Source organism: Rhizobium sp. P40RR-XXII (assembly GCF_012641405.1).
GTDB lineage: Bacteria > Pseudomonadota > Alphaproteobacteria > Rhizobiales > Rhizobiaceae > Rhizobium.
In genome coordinates this window covers 1-16,948 of the sequence record NZ_JABAII010000001.1, presented here as the reverse complement: position 1 = coordinate 16,948, position 16,948 = coordinate 1, and the positions used below count along the sequence as shown (strand labels likewise).

Here is a 16,948-nt window from a genome sequence, read left to right as displayed (position 1 = left end):
GCTTCCCAACCAACCTCGAGTCGCGAAACTGCCCCTCACCCTAGCCCTCTCCCCGTTTTGACGGGAAGAGGGAACGATCTCTGTACCCTCGCCTGGGAAGGTGGTCGGAAGGAAGGCTGTGGGTGCGTCTATCCCCTTCTCCCCGTCAGAACGGGGAGAAGGTGGCCGCCCTTCGACAAGCTCAGGAGGCCGGATGAGGGGCACTTTGCCACTCAGTTGCCCCCGCGCACGCCATCCAGCAGATGCGGCAACGACTTGACGCCATCATCCCGCAATTCCCTAGGCAGCAGCCCTTCCGGCAGGTCCTGATAGGAGACCGGACGCAGGAAGCGGCGGATGGCCAGCGTGCCGACCGAGGTCGTCCGGCTGTCCGAAGTCGCCGGGAAAGGTCCGCCATGCACCATGGCATGGGAGACTTCCACGCCGGTCGGCCAGCCGTTGGCAAGAATGCGCCCAACCTTGCGCTCCAGCACCGGCACCAGCTTGGCGGCCGTGGCGTAGTCATCCGCTTCGATCTGCAGCGTCGCGGTCAGCTGACCCTCGAGCTTTTCCGCAACCGCGATCATCTGATCGATGTTCTTGCAGCGCACGAGAAGGCTTGCCGCGCCGAAAACCTCATGCCCCAGGCGCTCGTCCGCTAGGAACTGCTCGACATCTGTCTCGAAGAAGATGCCGGGGCTACGATTGACGCCTTCGGCCGGCGCGCCATGAGCGACGGTCTTGACCGCCTCATGATCCGCCAGTGCCGCAACACCCTTGTCGAAGGCGGCGTGAATGCCCGGTGTCAGCATCGGTGCCGGTGCGCGGCCGGTCAGGGCATCGCCGGCAGCCTGGACGAAACGGTCGAGATCAGGGCTCTCGATCGCAAAAAGCAGGCCCGGATTGGTGCAGAACTGGCCGGCACCGAGCGTCAGGGAATCGATGAAGCCTGTCCCGATCGCCTCGGCGCGCGCGGCAAGGGCTGCCGGAAAGAGGAAGACGGGGTTGACGCTGCTCATTTCGGCATAGACCGGGATCGGTTCCGGACGGGTCGCGGCAATGGCGCCGAGCGCCAGGCCACCGCCACGCGAGCCGGTGAAGCCGACGGCCTTGATGCGGGGATCGCGCACCAGCGCGGCACCGGTCTCGTTGGCGCCGGTCAGCAGCGAGAAGGTGCCTTCCGGCAGCCCGCAGGTGGCGACGGCTGCGCGGATGGCGCGGCCGACAAGCTCGCCCGTGCCCGGATGGGCAAGATGTCCCTTGACGACGACCGGGCAGCCGGCAGCAAGTGCCGAAGCCGTATCACCACCGGCAACCGAGAAAGCGAGCGGAAAATTGCTGGCGCCGAAGACGGCGACCGGGCCGAGCGGAATCTGGCGCAGGCGCAGGTCCGGCCGCGGCAGCGGCTTGCGTTCCGGCAATGCCGGATCGACGCGCAGATCGAGCCACTCGCCCGAACGAACCACCTGGGCGAACAGCCGGAGCTGCCCGACGGTACGGCCGCGCTCGCCCTGCAGGCGCGCGACAGGCAGGCCGGTCTCTTCCGTTGCCCGCTCGATCAGCGCATCGCCGATGCCAATGATATTGTCGGCAATCTTTTCGAGAAAGGCAGCGCGCTGTTCGGGGCTGGTCGCACGGTAGACGTCAAATGCCTGGGCGGCCAATTCGCACGCTTTGGCAACGTCGCTTTCGCTGGCGATCGCAAAGGCCGGTTCCAGGTTTGCGCCGGTTGCCGGGTTGACGGCACGCGCGGTTCTGTTGTCGCCGGTGGAATCTGAGCCGATCAGCAGATCGCCGCGAATCTCGAAAGACTGTGTCATGGATATTCCTTGATGATGTCGGAGCGCGAAGCTCTGCGCTCTCTAAGGCAGATAGCAGGATGGGATGACAGATATAAGATGATAATCGTCATCTAATTATCAAGGTACAAGCCTTGAGATCAAGGCGTCGGCGCCAATTAATCATACTTTATCTGCATATGGCGCTGCCGTCCCTTTCGTGCCAATTTAGCGGCCATCCGAAAGACCGAGAACGGCCAAACCCCTATGTCCATTGCGCTTCTTGGTGATCCGATCGTCCAGTTCTGTATCCTGGTTGTCGTCGGCACATTCGTCAGCCGCATCGCGCTGCGTCACCAGCGGGCGGGCCGCCTGATCGGCCAGATCGTCTTCTTCGTCAGCCTGACCGTGCTTTTGCTCTATCACGGCATCGTCCCCTACGAGCCGAGCCCGCCGCAGGATTCGGTGACGCTGCGCACCTTCACCGGCTTTGCCAAGATCGTCTGGTGGATCAACGGCGCCTGGGTGCTGATCGCCTTCGTGCGGCTCTTCCTGATCTTCGAGCGCAAGCCGCGCGAAGGCCGGCTGCTGCAGGACCTGGTCGTCGGCATCATCTATCTTGGCGCCATTCTCTCTATCGTCGGCGATGTCTTCAGCGTCCCGATCGGCACGTTGATCGCAACATCGGGCGTCTTCGCCATCATTCTCGGTCTCGCCCTGCAGAGCACGTTGAGCGACGTCTTCTCCGGCATCGCCCTCAATCTCGGCCGCCCCTATACCGTCGGCGACTGGATCGTCGTCAACAACGATATTCAAGGCCGTGTTGTCGAAACGAACTGGCGGGCGACGCATCTCCTGAGCGGCACCAACGATCTGGTCGTCATTCCGAATAGCGTCCTCGCAAAGACACGGCTCACCAACCTTTCGTCACCAGATGAGAGTCACGGCGCCACCGTCGTCGTGAGAATCCAGCCGACCACCCAGCCGAACGTCGTTGCCAACGTGATGCAGAATGTGCTGATCAGCTGCAATTCCATCCAGAAGACACCCGAGCCCTCGGTCGCCATCAGCTCGATCGATGAACAGGCCATCGAATTGCAGCTTTCCTTCCGCGTGCGCGAGGTATCCCTGGCGACCACAGCCAAGAACGAGATCTACGATCTCCTCTACCGGCATACGAAAGCAGCAGGCCTGAAGCTCGCCGGCCCTCCCGGCACGTTCACCATTGCGGCGGAACATAAGACGGACACGGCCGCCGGAGGACAGCAGAACCCCAGCACGCCATGGCGATTGCTCAACAACATCCCGCTTTTCGCTTCGCTGACGGAGGACGAAAAAGAGCATCTGGCGACAAACATGCAGCGCCGCACCTATCACAAGGATGCGGTGATCGCCGAACAGGATGCCCGGCTTCGCTCGCTGACAATCGTCCGCTCGGGCGTCATCAGCATTACCCGTCGCGAAGGACATCGGCAGATTGAGCTGACGAGGCTCGCTCCAGGCGACTATTTCGGTGAAAACGGCTTGCTGATGGGCACGGGGGAAGTCGGAACCATCCGCGCCCTGACCTTTGTCGTCACCTATGAAATCGGCGAGGATTGCCTGGCGCCCTTGCTGCATGACAGGCCCGCGCTCGCCGAGGAGCTCGGCGCCATCATGGCGAAGCGCATCGATGCCGAGCGTCACCTGTTTGCCAATGCCGATATGCTTGTCCATGGCGCTCCCGTCAGCTCGCTGAGCTCACGCATCAAGCACCTGTTCCAGCTGCAGCAGCATGATTAGAGCGTGATGCCGAAAAGTGTAGGCGGTTTTCGGACGACATCACGCTCTACTTCTCTGATTCTAGAGCGGATTCAGATTTTAGGTCGAGCAGACCTAAAATCATCCGGCTCTAGGCCGCATCGGCCGTCGTCTCCGATGACGAACCGGCAAAGAGGTTTTGCCCGATGGCACGGACCGTATCGAGATGGGATGCCATATCCTGCGTTTCCGTCAGAAGCAGTTCGGAGGTCGCGACAGGCGCGCCGCAATAGCCGAAAATTCCATGGTCGATTTGTTTTGTCATAGAGCCGAAATAGCCATGTCGCGCATAGGTGCGCATGGTCGCTCCGCCAATGGCGACGAGATGGATGCGAAGATGTCGCAGCCTTTTGACCGGCCTGTCGCCGGGCATGTCCTCATAGGCCCAGCCATTGGTAAATACCCGATCGATCCATCCCTTGAGGAGACCCGGCATCGACCACCAATAGACGGGATAGACAAGCACCAGCGCATCGGCGCGATCGATCCTCGCCTGCTCGACCAACACATCGGCGGGCGCCGGCCCTTCCCTGAGGTGGGCGGCGATATCGGCAGCGGTGAACCGCGGATCGAAAGCTTCCGCCGTAAGATCGGCGATTTCGAGCGTATCTCCCTGACCAGACAACCTCACGCCTTCGGCGACATGGGCTGCAACGCTGTGGCTGAACGAATCGGGATTTGGGTGGGCAACGACGATAAGTGCGTGCATGCGAAAAACTCCTGCTGACGCATTGTGAAAGGTGGTTCAGTCTTATATACTTTTAGTAAGTTACTTTTGGTATATAGCGATGTCAAGCATGCAGACGAAGAAACCGGAGTCCCGCAACCGGCTGACGCGGCAGGAGCGCTACCGGCAGCTCATCGAGGTTGCCTGGCAAATCGCGGGAGAAGAGGGAACGGAAGCTCTGACGCTGGGGCGGCTGTCGGAGCGTGCCGGCGTGACGAAACCCGTGGTCTACGACCATTTTATCACCCGTTCCGGCCTGCTGGCCGCACTCTATCGCGAGTTCGACAACAGGCAGACGGAGGCGATGGATAAGGCGCTTGATGCAAGCACCCCGACGCTGGCAGGCCGGGCGGAGGTGATCGCCGCCTCCTATGTCGATTGCGTTCTCCTGCAGGGGCGCGAAATACCCGGCATCATCGCCGCACTCGCGGGCTCGCCGGAGCTTGAAAAGATCAAGCGTGAATATGAGACTGTTTTCATCGAAAAGTGCCGCGCGCTGCTCATTCCCTTCGCCAAAACCGGCTCGATTGCATCGGCCGGCCTCTGGGCCATGCTGGGTGCGGCCGAGGCGCTTTCCTATGCCGCCACGACGGGTGACATCAGTCCGCAGCAGGCGAAGGATGAACTCTTCGAAACCATCAAGGCCATGGTCGCGAGAAGCGCGTGAGACGAGCCTCGCAATGCTGTCGGATTCCAGGCCGAACCCGGTGAATCGGCTCCGTCAGTTCGACTGCGTTGCCGGCGCTGCCTGAACCCGCACGGCATAAAACGCCCTGGCATCGCCCGTGAACTGCTCCCGCGAAGCCGGGCGCGTGTAGAACATGTGACCACCGCGATAGAGCTTCAATGCCACACGATCGGCAAGGGCCTGCGGCATGTGGTCGAGCACATATTTGTTGACGCCGAAGGGGATGACGAGATCGCTGTATCCCTGCCCCACCAGAACCCGGAAGGACGGCGACAGCGACAGCAGCTCCTTGAGATCGTCGGTGACACCGGCGGTCGCGCGCGAGCCGCCGCTTCCGCCGCCCCATTTCCATTCCCTGTTCACGGATCCCGATAGCAGCGTGTAGGTCATGTCCGTGTGAAAGCCCAGCTCATCGCGGGCATAGCTCGAAAAGGCGCCGCCATAGGCGCGGACGAAACCGTCCAGAACCGGGTCGCCGCCATGCTCCGCCTCCGATTGCGGATAGGGATCCGGCGCCAGGAAGGAGGCGTCGTAGGCACTTGCCACATCCGTCCCGCCCCCATCGGAATGCTTGCGGTAGACCTGACTGAGAAAGCCCTGGTTCTTGGCAACCACATCTTCGGGAATGCCGGTCAGTTTTGCCACGCGACCGTAGAAGGCCCGGCCGGCGTCGCCCGACGGCGGCAGCCCGGCAAGAGCGGGCAGATATTCGTTCAAGGCAAAGGTCTGGGCGTCCTGGATCGCTTTCTCGCTGAAGGCATTTTGCCGTTCCAGCTCGGCCGCCGCCAGCGAAGGCAGCTCCATGGCAGCGGCGAGAGCATCTCCGCTGTCGCCGAAGACGAAGCGGCCCTCCAGCAAGGGCGAGAGCATGACGATGCCGGAAACCAGAATGCCCTGATCCTCGCGCAGGCTGTTGGCGACCTTGACCGAGCGAAATCCGCCATAGCTTTCGCCGAGAATATATTTCGGCGATGAGGCGCGGCCGTTATGGCTAACGTAGAGAGTGATCGCTTTGGCCAGGCTTTCGGCATCGCTGTCCACGCTATAGAAATCATTCTGGTCATCAGGCTTCACCGTCCGGCTCCAGCCGGTGCCGATCGGATCGATCAGCACGAGATCGGTGAATTCGAGCCAGCTTTGCGGGTTGTCGACCAGCTTGGCATTGGCGCCATCACGCCCATCCGCGCCGAAATCGACGATGCGCGGGCCGACGAGACCGAGATTGAGAAAAGCCGAGGCAGCACCCGGTCCGCCGTTGAACACGAAGGTCACAGGCCGGTTTGCATCCCGGTTCTTCGCGACATAGGCGGTGTAGAAAATCGCCGCACTGCGCTGGCCATCCTGACCGAAGAGATCGAGGGTCCCGGCCGTTGCCGTGTAGGGAATGGTCTTGCCATCCGCATTCAGCACGTGATCGCTCACCGCATCCGGCGGCAGGAGCGAGAGCACGCCACCGCCACCGGCAGGCGCGTTATGGTTCTGCTCCGGCGGTGCGGCGGATGCGACAGTCGATAGCAGCGAAAAAGCCAGCACCAGGCCGGGAACCATCTGGCGAAAAGACATGAAATCGTATCCTCCGAAGGTTCATCGCATAGAGCCTGTTGCCGGCGATACTATGTCATGGAACATGCTTACCGAAACTCAAGAGATGTTGATCGATGGATCATCGATCTCCGCTTTTTTGCGGCAAGACGCTCTTGAGGGCCTATCGGCCATTTGCCAAGGTGCCCTGCAGCACCGGGAGTTACAAGCCGCCAGAAAATTCGCAAGGGATTCGACGATGAAACAGAATATCGAAATCAAGACGGCCGACGGGACTGCCAAGGCCGCCCTCTTCCGCGCCGACAATGGCGCTTCCTCCGGACACGGCGTGATCCTTTACATGGATGCCATGGGCCCTCGCCCGTCGCTTGACGGCATGGCGCAGCGGCTGGCGGATGCCGGCTATGTCGTGCTGCTTCCCGATCTCTTCTATCGTTTCGGCACCTATGGCCCCTTCGACGGCGGCGCCTTCGGCAATCCGGCAAGCCGCGAAACAATTATGACGATGCTGCGCGGCACGACACAGGAAATGACCAAGAACGACAGCGCCGCCTTCCTCGATGCACTGTCAGCCGCCGGCGCCAAGGGTCCGGCCGGCGTGGTCGGATATTGCATGGGCGGAGGACGCGCCCTGACCGCCGCTGCCGCCTATCCCGACCGCATCGCCGCTGCGGCGAGCTTCCATGGGGGCAATCTCGCCAGCGACGCGGAAGACAGCCCGCATCGCCTCGCCGCCAATCTCAAGGCGCGCGTCTATGTCGGTGTTGCCGGCGTCGACAACAGCTTTCCGCCGGAACAATCTGCTCGCCTCGCCGAGGCGCTCCGCACAGGTGGGGTCGATCACACCATCGAAAATTATGTCGGCATGGCGCATGGATGGACGGTGCCGGATCATGGCGTCTATGACGAGATCGGCGCCGAAAGGCATTGGAAACGGCTGCTGAACCTGTTCGACGAGGCCTTCGCCTAAACAACTCTCATGCCGACATCCGCTGCCGCGCAGGAGAGCGGGATGTTTTTCTTCCGATCGGCTGCAGGGCAAACTGCAGCGGATCAGAACTTGATCCTGTCTATGCTGGTCAGCGTCGTCTTCTGCGAGACGCCAGGCGCATTGACCATGTGCCATGCCACATATTGCTCGCCATAGAGCTCGGTGGACGACATGCCGTCGACCGGTAGCACGATGTTCATGCCATTGAGCGCTGCGTCCGTTGCGGTATCGAGCACCGCCCCCTCAGAGGCCGTGCCGGTCACGATGAGGGTCTTGATGCCCTTGTCGGAGAGAATGCTGCGCAGGTTGGTGCCGATGAACTTGTCCGGCCCGGATTTGACGATCGGCTCGCTCGCCAAAGGCGCCAGCGCCGTCGCGATATCCGGTGCCTGGCCGGCCCCCGCCAGACTGAAGACGACGAGCATCTCCTTGGCGCGGGCCTGATCGAGCAGGGTTTTGACCTTGGGCACGGAGGCAAGGCACCGAGGCTTGGTCTTCTCGTTGCACGGCCCCTTGGTCGGGTCCTGCGCGCCGTTGAAATCGAGGATCAGCAGCGCCGTCGTCTTCGGATCGACGGTAACCTGCTTCAGCTCCGGCGGCGCCGGCGGCTTCACATTCTGCCAGTCGTCGATGATCGTCTGCGCTGCCGCCGGTGACGGGAAAGCGGCGCTGAAGCCCGCACAAAGAACCGCAAGACCGGCACACAAAGCAAAGCCTGCCTTGCTTATCGCGCTGCCTTCATATCGAAGTCCATTGCTCTTCCGCATCAGCGTCCCCATGGGTTTGACGATGGTGCAGGATTGATAGGCCAGAAACTACGAGAGGGTAACGAAACTCTTCGTGATAGTCTCGCAGCGCTCGGACGATGCCATGACCGGCGGGAACCGCCTATGCGCCTGCCTCGCCCATCGGATCTTCGTCGTTCTTGTCGCTACCGCGCAGTTTTCCCAGCAGGGTCTGCAGGGCCTGCTTGAGCGCATCGATCTCTTCCGAACCAGCCATGTCTGACCAGCGCTGGTCCACGAGCCGCCCGGCTGACATTGCGACGGGCCGCACTCCCTTGCCGCGCTCCGTCAGGAAGACCAGCCGCGCACGCCGGTCATTGGGGTCGGGGCGTCGTTCGACGTAACCCAACCGCTCCAGTTCTTCCACCGCCTGCGTCATCGTCTGCTTGCGCACATGCGCAAGCCGGGTGAGTTCGCTCACCTGGATTCCGTCCGGCCGCATAAAGGTGAAGACATTGGCATGCGACGGTCGGATATCGTCGAAGCCCGCCTTTTCGAGAGCGGCATCGACATCCTGTGCCCAATGCTGGTGAACGAGCCGCAGCAGCAAGCCCAGTGACAGATGTGTCGGAACGCGTTTTTCCATGAGATATAGACAGGTACCTGACTATTATGATAAATGGTCAGGTACCTTACCATTTCCAATAAGGAAGGGATACTCGGCATGCCTTCGGTTAACGTGTTGGACTCGACAATTTACTACGAGGATGCCGGAACGGGGACGCCCTTCGTCTTCCTGCACGGCAATCCCACCTCTTCCTACCTCTGGCGGCATGTGTCGCCCGCTATCACCACGCCTGGCCGTCGCCTTGCCCCCGATCTCATCGGCATGGGCCAGTCCGGCAAACCCGATATTGCCTATCGTTTCGATGACCACGCGCGCTATCTCGACGACTGGTTCGACAGGTTGGAGCTCGATGGCGTCGTGCTTGTCGGCCACGATTGGGGCGGCGCTCTCGCCTTCGACTGGGCTGCCCGCCATGCCGAACGTGTGTGCGCCATCGCCTTCATGGAAACGATCGTGAGACCGATGACCTGGGAGGATTTCCCGAACGCCCGTCCTCGTTATGAGGCTCTGCGGGCATCCGGTGTCGGCGAAACGAAAGTGCTGGACGAGAATTTCTTCATCGAACAGGCTCTGCGGGCCACCGTTCTCAAGGGGCTTAGCGAAGAAGATCATGCCGTTTATGCAGTCCCTTATCCGACACGCGAAAGCCGCCGCCCGCTGCTGGCCTGGCCGCGGGCCATGCCGATCGAAGGCGAGCCGGCCGATGTGACCAGGCGCATCGAAACCTACGATGCCTGGCTTGCCGCGAGTGCCGATGTCCCCAAGCTGCTGCTGACCTTCGATGGACCTCCGGAGACACTTTTGATCGGGGAGACAATGGCAGCCTGGTGCCGCGCGAACATGGCCAATCTCGAAGTCAGGAATTGTGGACCGGCCAGGCACAACGCACCGGAAGATCAACCTGAAGCCATTGCAGCTGCGATTTCCGACTGGGCAGATCGTCACGCCTTGTCCAAATGAACTCCCGGCCTTCGGGTACGAAGGTTTCCGTCACTCCCGCTCGATAGGAAGTCGTCGAGGACAATCCGCCGTTGACAAAACCCTGTCAGCCCATAGTCTGCGCCTAAGCCCTTGCGATTGCCCAATTTTCTTTTGGAGATCAGGATCATGCCGGCGAATTGCATAAGACGACTGGTTCTGGCAGGCCTTGTGCTCGGCATATCCGCCTATACGGCCGTTGCCGCGCAGACCCTCGACCTCATTGCCCAGAAAGGCACCATCCGTATCGGCTATATCAGCGACGAAGAGCCATTCTCCTTCAAGAAGAAGGACGGCAGCCCGGCAGGCTATGCGATCGATCTTTGCGGCAAAATCGCCGATGCTGTGGGGAGCAAGATCGCCAATCTGAAGCGCGATTATGTGCAAACCACGCTCGCCGACGGCTTCGATGCAGTGAAGAGCGGCCAGGTCGACCTTCTCTGCGGCGCCTTGACCATCAGTCTTGGCCGGCGCCAAAACGTCGATTTCTCGCAGCCGATCTTCATTACCGGCGCAAGCGCCCTGCTGCGCAAGGATTCACCCGATTATTTGATGGCTCTGTTCCTCGACAAGCGGCTGGCGCAGGTCTCCGCCAAGCCGGCGCCCGCGACGAGCACGATCGGCGTTCGCGCCGACACGACGACGGGCGCAACGCTGCGCGATGCGCTGGGCTCCGATGTGCCGAAGACGCGGGTTGCCGATTTCGCCACGCATCAGGACGGCCTGATCGCGCTCGAAAACCATAAGATCGACGCTTATTTCGCCGATCGCGCTCTGCTCTTCGATCTCGCATCGCATGCCCGCAACCCCTCCGCGCTCGCCATCGGCAACCGCCTCTTCACGCACGAGCCCTATGGGATCGCACTCCGGCAGAATGACTCCGCCTTCCGCCTGCTCGTCGATCAGACGCTGACCGAGACCTACCAATCGGATGAATTCGCCAAATTGCTGACCACCTATTTTGGCCAGGAAGGCCCGGTCCTGCGTCGCGAGATCATGATGCAATCGATCCCGCAATAGACACATCGAAGCGATACCGTCGCCTTTGCGACATGGCTGCTGACGACAATCAACGCGGCTTCTCGATAGGGGACGGCCTTGCAGTCGTCGTGCAAGCATCTTGAATATGTCGTAGACAGGCTCTGGTCGGCGTCGCACACATCATAAAATCCGTCTCCAGTATCAATCAGGGTCGCACGAAATGGCAGTATTTCCTCAAAAGGCGAAGGTCGTAATCATCGGGCTTGGCGGCATCGTCGGCGCATCGATCGCCCACCATCTGATCGAACGCGGCTGGGACGATATTGTCGGCATCGACAAATCAGGCATCCCAACGGATATCGGCTCGACCGCCCATGCCTCCGACTTCTGCTACACGACCAGCCATGACTTCCTCTCCTGCTGGACGACCCTCTACTCCATCGATTTCTACGACAAGCTCGGTCACTATGCCCGTGTCGGCGGCCTGGAAGTCGCCCGCGTCGGCGACGACGACCGCATGGCGGAAATCAAGCGTAAGGTCACCTCGGGTAAGGCCTTCGGTACGCGCGTGAGCCTGATCGATCCCGCCGAGATCAAGGAGAAATTCCCGCTGATCGAGGAAAGCATGGTGCAGGGCGGCATGTGGGACCCCGATGCCGGCCTCGTTATTCCCCGTTCGCAGACGGTTGCCGGCAAGCTGATCGATCAGGGCGAAAAGAGCGGCAAGCTTCTCTCCTTCGCCAATACGCCGGCCCAGTCGCTGATCGTCAAGGACGGCCGCATCACCGGCGTCGTCACCCATCGCGGCACGATCGAGGCCGAATACGTCATCGTCTGCGCCGGCCTGTGGGGTCGCCTGATCGCCGAGATGGTCGGCGAAGACCTGCCGGTCATGCCGGTCGACCACCCGCTGACCTTCTTCGGCCCCTACAACGAGTTTGCCAACACGGGCAAGGAAATCGGCTTCCCTTTGATGCGCGACCAGGGCAACTCCGCCTATATGCGCGACACCGGCGATCCGAAGACCGCCGAGGGTGGCCAGATCGAATGGGGCTACTACGAAGAGAAGAACCCGCGCCTCTGCCATCCCCGCGATCTCCTCGAAAAGCACGAGGCTCGCCTCTCGCCCTCGCAGCGCGACCTCGACATGGAGCAGATCATCGAGCCGCTCGAACGCGCCATGGAACTGACGCCGATCCTCGGCGAGCTCGGCTACAATGAAGGCCATTCCTTCAACGGCCTCTTGCAAGTCACGACCGATGGCGGCCCATCCGTCGGCGAAAGCCAGAAGGTCCGCGGTCTCTGGTATTGCGTCGCCATCTGGGTGAAGGACGGCCCCGGCTTCGGCAAGCTCGTTGCCGACTGGATGACCGACGGCCGCACGCCGATCGACCATAACAGGATCGACTATTCCCGCTTCTACCCTCATATGCTGGAAGAGGCATTCATCGAAAGCCGCTGCACCGAAGCTGCCCAGAAGATCTACAACCCCGCCGTTCATCCGCGCGAACCCTATGCGACCGGCCGCAGTGTCCGCCGCTCGCCCTTCTGGGAGCGCGAAAAGGAACTCGGCGGCTACTTCATGGAACTCGGCGGCTGGGAGCGTGCGCACGGCTATGCCGCAAACGAGCACCTGCTCGAAAAATACGGCGACCGCATACCGGTGCGCGAAAACGAATGGGACAACCGCCATTTCTGGCGCGTCTCCAATGCCGAGCATCTGGCCTTGAGCGAAGATTGCGGCATCATCAACCTTTCGCATTTCGCCATGTACGACATCGAAGGCCCTGACCATGTCGAGCTGCTGGAATGGCTCTGCGCCGCCAAGATCGGCGGCGACGCCAATATCGGTAAGGGCATCTATACCCACTTCCTCGATGACGAGGGCATGGTGCGCGCCGATTTCACCGTGATCCGCATGGCCGACCGCTGCCGCCTGATCGACGGCGCCGATGCCGGCCCGCGCGATTTCCACTACATGCGCCGCGTTGCCCAGGATAAGGGTTTCGACGTCACCATTACCGACGTTACCGAACGCTATGTCACGATCGGCATCTGGGGACCGAATGCCCGCACCAACCTGCAGAAGGTGGTCGAAAGCCCGGAAAACCTCTCGCACGAGAACTTCCCCTTCGCGGCGATCAGGCAGATCCGCATCGCTGGCAAGAACGTCACGGCGTTCCGCATCTCCTATGTCGGCGAACAGGGCTGGGAACTGCACATGGCCTATAGTGACGCGCTGGCCGTCTGGGATGCGCTGCGCTCGACGGGCGCCATCGCCGTCGGCGTCGAAACCTATGCCAACAGCCGCCGTATGGAAAAGAGCCTCCGCCTGCAGAATGCCGACCTGTTGACGGAATATAATCTTCTCGAAGCCGATCTCGCCCGCCCAAAGGTCAAGGAAGCTGATTTCCGCGGCAAGGCGAAGCACCTGGAATATCGCGCCCGCGAGCATCAGCCGGCCATGCTCTGCACGCTCATCGTCACCGATAATGTGGATTCCAACGGCGTGGCACGCTACCTCGTCGGCATCCTGCCGGTCATGGACCCCGAAACCGGCGAAACCCTCGTCGACGAGCTCGGCCGCCGCTCCTTTACCACCTCGATCGCTTACGGCCCGACCATCGGCAAGAATATTGCGCTCGCCTACCTGCCCTGGTCCTATGCCCAGGAAGGCCGCAAGCTGAAGGTCGAATATTTCGGCGAGACTTACCCGGTGGAAGTCGCAGGCGTCGGCTACAAGCCGCTCTACGACGCGGAGAACCTGAAGCCGAGAAGCTGATCTCCAACAGACCGGAAAGCGAGGTCATGCCTGGCTTTCCGGACGTCCGTCAGGCCGTGTGATTGACGATGGCCTGCGCGATCTCATCAATGTCGCGCTCGTGGATTTCATGCCCTCCACCGTCGACCCGGTGCAGCCGCGCATCTCGCACGACCTGGGTGAAGGCCTCCCCATGCTCTATGGGAAACAGCGGATCGGCTGTGCCGTGGATCGCAAGGACCGGCAGCTTGATATCCGATGCCTGAAGTCTTGCGAGCCCCTCCTCACTCACGAGCGTGAAATGGTTCGTGGCGCTGGCAAATGACGGCGCCCGCGCCATGTCGCGGGCGATCAAGGTGTTTGCAGCATCAGCATCATGCGGATGCCTGGTGCCGGCAAGCATGGCCGTCTCGCTACGCAGGAAATCGGCGATGGATTCAAGATTGGACCAGTCGGTCGCTTCGGCCGACCTGGAATGCTCCTGATAGGTTTTTGTCGAGGAGGGCAAGCCCTCGACTGCAAGCGGTGATGTGCTGATCAGCGTGAGCGTCCGCACACGCCGGGGATGGCGCAACGCTACTTCTTGCGCGACGGCGCCGCCCATCGACATGCCCACCACATGTGCCGTTTCCAATCCGTAGCCGTCGAGAATAGCGATGACATCGTCGGCCAGGTCGCTGAATGAATAACGGGGTTCGCCTTGCGGATAGTGTGTCGAGAGGCCGGTGTCGCGCTGGTCGTATCGGATCACATAGCGCCGCCGGGCGGCGAGCGCCTCGCAGAACCTATCCGGCCACCACAGCATCGAAGCCATCATCCCCATGATCAATATTATGGGCGGGCTGGAGGGATCACCGAAAGCCTGGGTCTGCAGGCTCGCTCCCTTGGTCTCGACTGAGCTCTCGGTGACGGCGAATGATCTCGTTCGTTCCATGACAAATCCATCCGATTGCGAATTGCAACTGGAATCCATATTGCATAACTGATCTTATTATGCAATCAGTTTATGAGAAGGTGCAATACGGGACCCGACTTCCATGAGAGTAATTCCAGAACAAGCACCCAGCGGTTTTCTATCCGGAATTGTACGAGAATAATGAGTTAGAGCTGTTCCGAGATTTCGCGAGAACTGAACCGCGATGGCGATTAAACGAGATGAGGGAGGTTTGTAGTGTTGCAATGTGCCGATTTTTACGACGCTGAACTCTCACGGCATAACCGGCATTTGCGGGCCGTCGCCGATGTCAGGAGGCGCGACCGGGTACTCGATATCGGCTGCGGCGCCGGACAAACCACCCGGGAAGCAGCTCTTGCCGCGATGGAAGGCGGCGCGGTCGGTGTGGATACTTCCGCCGAGATGCTTGAGATTGCGCGGCAACGTTGCGCTGAAGCGGGATTGCGCAACGTCGGCTTCGAACTGGGTGACGCACAAAGCCACAACTTTCCAGCTGCCGGTTTCGATCTCTGTATCAGCCGGTTCGGCGCTATGTTCTTTGCTGATCCGCCGGCGGCATTTGCCAATATCGCCCACGCAATGCGCCCTGGTGGACGCCTCGCCTGGATGGTGTGGCAAAACCAGGAGCGCAACGAATGGTCTGGCGCCATCAGGCAAGCTTTGGCTCCGGGAAGCCCAATTTCGGAAAACGCCGGCAAGCCGTTTTCGCTTGGCGATCCCGCCATGGCCAAAGAGCTGCTGAGCGCCGGCGGCTTCACCTCGATCGACTTCATCGAGGTGGAAGAACCTGTCTTTTATGGAACGAATGTCGACACCGCCCTTGATGCTCTTAGCGGCCTCTATATGGTCAAGGACGCGCTCACGCACACCGATGAGACGCCCGACCAACCACTGCAGCGGCTGCGTGATGTGCTGGATGCGCATATGACCCCCGAAGGTGTGCTCTTCGACTCCCGAGCATGGATCATCACCGCTGATCGGGCCAGTGCCTGAGGAAGCCTAGCTCGCCGGAGTTGGGGCATCGCTAGACGATGCTTGCCCGGTTACCAGATACAAGAAAGCCCGCGCGACGGCGGACCTTTTGGAATTGGTTGCGGGTTCAGGCTTCTCGCCATTGGTTGCTTGGAACAGTCCGCTGGACTGTCCGGTCGAGCTGAAGCTCGATCGCCTCACCATTCAAGTTAGGGAAATATATCCTCACCCAACTTTGTTTCGGAGCTACCAACCCTATGCCTTGAAAGGCTCCGCTTTCTCTGAAAGCGCCGCCAAGTCCTCGGCAAGACGCACGGGCACATCCATGCGCTCATGCAAAATGCTCATCACACCGAGATCGCCGTTATCTAGTTCGCGGAAGAAGACATAGTGATGCTCGTAGCGGCTGAAATACGCCTCGCGCTTCACATCGGCGGGAATAGCAAGACGTTGCGGAAGCTTCCGCCAGATTGCCTTTTCCTCGCATAACCGCTGCAAATGCGTATGCAGGCCGGTGATGTAGGTCACCGCCTGCTTCTCACCCCACTTCTCAACGGTATCCCGCCAAATCTTGTCCTGCGCCGCGTCGGCGCGCGGATAAAAGCGAGACGCCACCATGATCAGCGGCGCTTATTGCGGCGGATAACATCTTCGGCGGAAACGGCGACAAACTCGCTGTCATCCGCGCGCATGGCCGGTGCAAGCTCCTTTTGGAGCGAGTCCCATGCCTCATCACGGGTTTGCAGGTCGCGACGGATCAAGGCACGAATGTATTCGCTGGCGTTCTCGTAGAGGCCATCGTCGCCAATCTGCTGCTGGATGTGGTCTTGCAGCGCACCGCTGACCTTCACATGAATGCTACCCGACGCCATCGGAATATCCTTTTATTATAGCTAATTGCGGGGTGTGTAGCATATATTGTCAATATTCATCACAAAATGAAGGTACTGCTCACGGAAATGCAGCACCTTCAAGCCGGCTTCGGAAGGCATCTAACATGCCGACATCCGTGGCGACGTGTAACTACCAACAGAACACGTCAATCATCGCGTGTACTTTTGGAATTGATTGCGGGTTCAGGCTTTTCGCGGTTGGCTGCTTGGAACGGCGCCACTGGACTGTGCAATCGAGCTGAAGCTCGATCGCGCCTCACCCTTCAGGTTCTGCGCCTGAGGCGCTAGCGGTCTTGGCGATATTTGCTTTTGGAAAGCTTGGTTTCGTGTGGAGGCTTTGTTGATTTGTGTCCCCCTGCGTCGGCTTTGCCTCCTTCGCAGGAGGATTTCGGGCCGATTCCGGATAGCTTCATTCTCGGCTGTCGTGCGGACGGGCTTTCCGTTCGACGCGAGGGCAATGGACTGCCGGCCATTTTGGGGACACGAACCTATCTCGGCCGCGCCTATCAATATCAATGCGAAACGGCGGCTGGCGCTATCGTCGCCAATG

The 16,948-nt window shown here is 60.6% G+C and carries 15 protein-coding genes and 1 pseudogene; 8 read left to right on the top strand and 8 right to left on the bottom strand.

Features of this window, described 5'->3' with window-relative positions; all coding sequences use genetic code 11:
- Positions 1-212 precede the first annotated feature (212 nt).
- Complete coding sequence (locus HGP16_RS00080) at positions 213-1,799, bottom strand: aldehyde dehydrogenase (NADP(+)) (RefSeq protein ID WP_168838007.1); 1,587 nt, start codon at positions 1,797-1,799, stop codon at positions 213-215.
- 225 nt (positions 1,800-2,024) lie between these two features.
- Between HGP16_RS00080 and HGP16_RS00075 the strand changes: the two genes are divergently transcribed.
- Complete coding sequence (locus tag HGP16_RS00075) at positions 2,025-3,539, top strand: mechanosensitive ion channel family protein (protein ID WP_168838006.1); 1,515 nt, start codon at positions 2,025-2,027, stop codon at positions 3,537-3,539.
- Between the two features lie 109 nt (positions 3,540-3,648).
- Here HGP16_RS00075 and HGP16_RS00070 read toward each other — a convergent pair whose 3' ends face one another.
- Positions 3,649-4,266: an NAD(P)H-dependent oxidoreductase gene (locus HGP16_RS00070; protein WP_168838005.1), complete on the bottom strand. Its 618-nt coding sequence runs from the start codon at positions 4,264-4,266 to the stop codon at positions 3,649-3,651.
- A gap of 79 nt (positions 4,267-4,345) precedes the next feature.
- On the opposite strand from HGP16_RS00070, the gene HGP16_RS00065 reads away from it, so the two are divergent.
- A complete protein-coding gene (locus tag HGP16_RS00065) occupies positions 4,346-4,951 on the top strand; it encodes a TetR/AcrR family transcriptional regulator (RefSeq protein ID WP_168838004.1) in 606 nt (201 codons plus the stop codon).
- Between the two features lie 54 nt (positions 4,952-5,005).
- On the opposite strand, the gene HGP16_RS00060 is transcribed toward HGP16_RS00065, so the two are convergent.
- Positions 5,006-6,535 (bottom strand): S10 family peptidase, encoded by a 1,530-nt coding sequence (locus tag HGP16_RS00060; RefSeq protein ID WP_168838003.1) that lies wholly within the window; start codon positions 6,533-6,535, stop codon positions 5,006-5,008.
- Positions 6,536-6,752: 217 nt separating this feature from the next.
- Between HGP16_RS00060 and HGP16_RS00055 the strand changes: the two genes are divergently transcribed.
- Positions 6,753-7,484, top strand: a complete 732-nt coding sequence (locus HGP16_RS00055) for a dienelactone hydrolase family protein (protein WP_168838002.1) — start codon at positions 6,753-6,755, stop codon at positions 7,482-7,484.
- Between the two features lie 83 nt (positions 7,485-7,567).
- Here the strand turns inward: HGP16_RS00055 and HGP16_RS00050 are convergent, their stop codons facing one another.
- Both HGP16_RS00050 and HGP16_RS00045 read right to left on the bottom strand, forming a co-directional pair.
- The gene (locus HGP16_RS00050) at positions 7,568-8,272 is read right to left on the bottom strand and encodes a cysteine hydrolase family protein (protein ID WP_246703261.1); all 705 of its coding nucleotides are present in this window, start codon (positions 8,270-8,272) and stop codon (positions 7,568-7,570) included.
- Between the two features lie 121 nt (positions 8,273-8,393).
- Positions 8,394-8,876 (bottom strand): MarR family winged helix-turn-helix transcriptional regulator, encoded by a 483-nt coding sequence (locus HGP16_RS00045; protein ID WP_168838000.1) that lies wholly within the window; start codon positions 8,874-8,876, stop codon positions 8,394-8,396.
- Positions 8,877-8,954: 78 nt separating this feature from the next.
- On the opposite strand from HGP16_RS00045, the gene HGP16_RS00040 reads away from it, so the two are divergent.
- From HGP16_RS00040 to HGP16_RS00030, 3 genes are all read left to right on the top strand, one after another.
- Complete coding sequence (locus HGP16_RS00040; RefSeq protein WP_168837999.1) at positions 8,955-9,818, top strand: haloalkane dehalogenase; 864 nt, start codon at positions 8,955-8,957, stop codon at positions 9,816-9,818.
- Between the two features lie 147 nt (positions 9,819-9,965).
- Positions 9,966-10,856, top strand: a complete 891-nt coding sequence (locus HGP16_RS00035; protein ID WP_168837998.1) for an amino acid ABC transporter substrate-binding protein — start codon at positions 9,966-9,968, stop codon at positions 10,854-10,856.
- A 181-nt stretch (positions 10,857-11,037) separates the two neighbouring features.
- Positions 11,038-13,599 carry an FAD-dependent oxidoreductase gene (locus tag HGP16_RS00030; protein WP_168837997.1) on the top strand — a complete coding sequence of 854 codons (2,562 nt, stop codon included), beginning with the start codon at positions 11,038-11,040 and terminating at the stop codon, positions 13,597-13,599.
- A 49-nt stretch (positions 13,600-13,648) separates the two neighbouring features.
- On the opposite strand, the gene HGP16_RS00025 is transcribed toward HGP16_RS00030, so the two are convergent.
- Positions 13,649-14,512: an alpha/beta fold hydrolase gene (locus HGP16_RS00025; protein ID WP_168837996.1), complete on the bottom strand. Its 864-nt coding sequence runs from the start codon at positions 14,510-14,512 to the stop codon at positions 13,649-13,651.
- A 237-nt stretch (positions 14,513-14,749) separates the two neighbouring features.
- On the opposite strand from HGP16_RS00025, the gene HGP16_RS00020 reads away from it, so the two are divergent.
- Positions 14,750-15,526 (top strand): class I SAM-dependent methyltransferase, encoded by a 777-nt coding sequence (locus HGP16_RS00020; protein WP_168837995.1) that lies wholly within the window; start codon positions 14,750-14,752, stop codon positions 15,524-15,526.
- Between the two features lie 234 nt (positions 15,527-15,760).
- Here the strand turns inward: HGP16_RS00020 and HGP16_RS00015 are convergent, their stop codons facing one another.
- On the bottom strand, positions 15,761-16,123 hold the full coding sequence (locus HGP16_RS00015; RefSeq protein WP_168837994.1) for a type II toxin-antitoxin system RelE/ParE family toxin: 363 nt from the start codon (positions 16,121-16,123) through the stop codon (positions 15,761-15,763).
- 2 nt (positions 16,124-16,125) lie between these two features.
- Positions 16,126-16,377 (bottom strand): type II toxin-antitoxin system ParD family antitoxin, encoded by a 252-nt coding sequence (locus tag HGP16_RS00010; RefSeq protein ID WP_168837993.1) that lies wholly within the window; start codon positions 16,375-16,377, stop codon positions 16,126-16,128.
- A gap of 378 nt (positions 16,378-16,755) precedes the next feature.
- Here HGP16_RS00010 and HGP16_RS00005 point away from each other — a divergent pair.
- Positions 16,756-16,948: pseudogene (locus HGP16_RS00005) on the top strand (ABC transporter ATP-binding protein); the annotation flags it as partial.

Excerpts from the sequence above, each read along its gene's own strand:
- HGP16_RS00070 (WP_168838005.1), bottom strand. The coding sequence starts at position 4,266 with ATGCACGCACTTATCGTCGTTGCCCACCCAAATCCCGATTCGTTCAGC.
- HGP16_RS00030 (WP_168837997.1), top strand. The coding sequence starts at position 11,038 with ATGGCAGTATTTCCTCAAAAGGCGAAGGTCGTAATCATCGGGCTTGGC.
- HGP16_RS00045 (WP_168838000.1), bottom strand. The coding sequence starts at position 8,876 with ATGGAAAAACGCGTTCCGACACATCTGTCACTGGGCTTGCTGCTGCGG.
- HGP16_RS00015 (WP_168837994.1), bottom strand. The coding sequence starts at position 16,123 with ATGGTGGCGTCTCGCTTTTATCCGCGCGCCGACGCGGCGCAGGACAAG.
- HGP16_RS00060 (WP_168838003.1), bottom strand. The coding sequence starts at position 6,535 with ATGTCTTTTCGCCAGATGGTTCCCGGCCTGGTGCTGGCTTTTTCGCTG.
- HGP16_RS00055 (WP_168838002.1), top strand. The coding sequence starts at position 6,753 with ATGAAACAGAATATCGAAATCAAGACGGCCGACGGGACTGCCAAGGCC.
- HGP16_RS00040 (WP_168837999.1), top strand. The coding sequence starts at position 8,955 with ATGCCTTCGGTTAACGTGTTGGACTCGACAATTTACTACGAGGATGCC.
- HGP16_RS00025 (WP_168837996.1), bottom strand. The coding sequence starts at position 14,512 with ATGGAACGAACGAGATCATTCGCCGTCACCGAGAGCTCAGTCGAGACC.
- HGP16_RS00035 (WP_168837998.1), top strand. The coding sequence starts at position 9,966 with ATGCCGGCGAATTGCATAAGACGACTGGTTCTGGCAGGCCTTGTGCTC.
- HGP16_RS00050 (WP_246703261.1), bottom strand. The coding sequence starts at position 8,272 with ATGCGGAAGAGCAATGGACTTCGATATGAAGGCAGCGCGATAAGCAAG.
- HGP16_RS00075 (WP_168838006.1), top strand. The coding sequence starts at position 2,025 with ATGTCCATTGCGCTTCTTGGTGATCCGATCGTCCAGTTCTGTATCCTG.
- HGP16_RS00010 (WP_168837993.1), bottom strand. The coding sequence starts at position 16,377 with ATGGCGTCGGGTAGCATTCATGTGAAGGTCAGCGGTGCGCTGCAAGAC.
- HGP16_RS00065 (WP_168838004.1), top strand. The coding sequence starts at position 4,346 with ATGTCAAGCATGCAGACGAAGAAACCGGAGTCCCGCAACCGGCTGACG.
- HGP16_RS00080 (WP_168838007.1), bottom strand. The coding sequence starts at position 1,799 with ATGACACAGTCTTTCGAGATTCGCGGCGATCTGCTGATCGGCTCAGAT.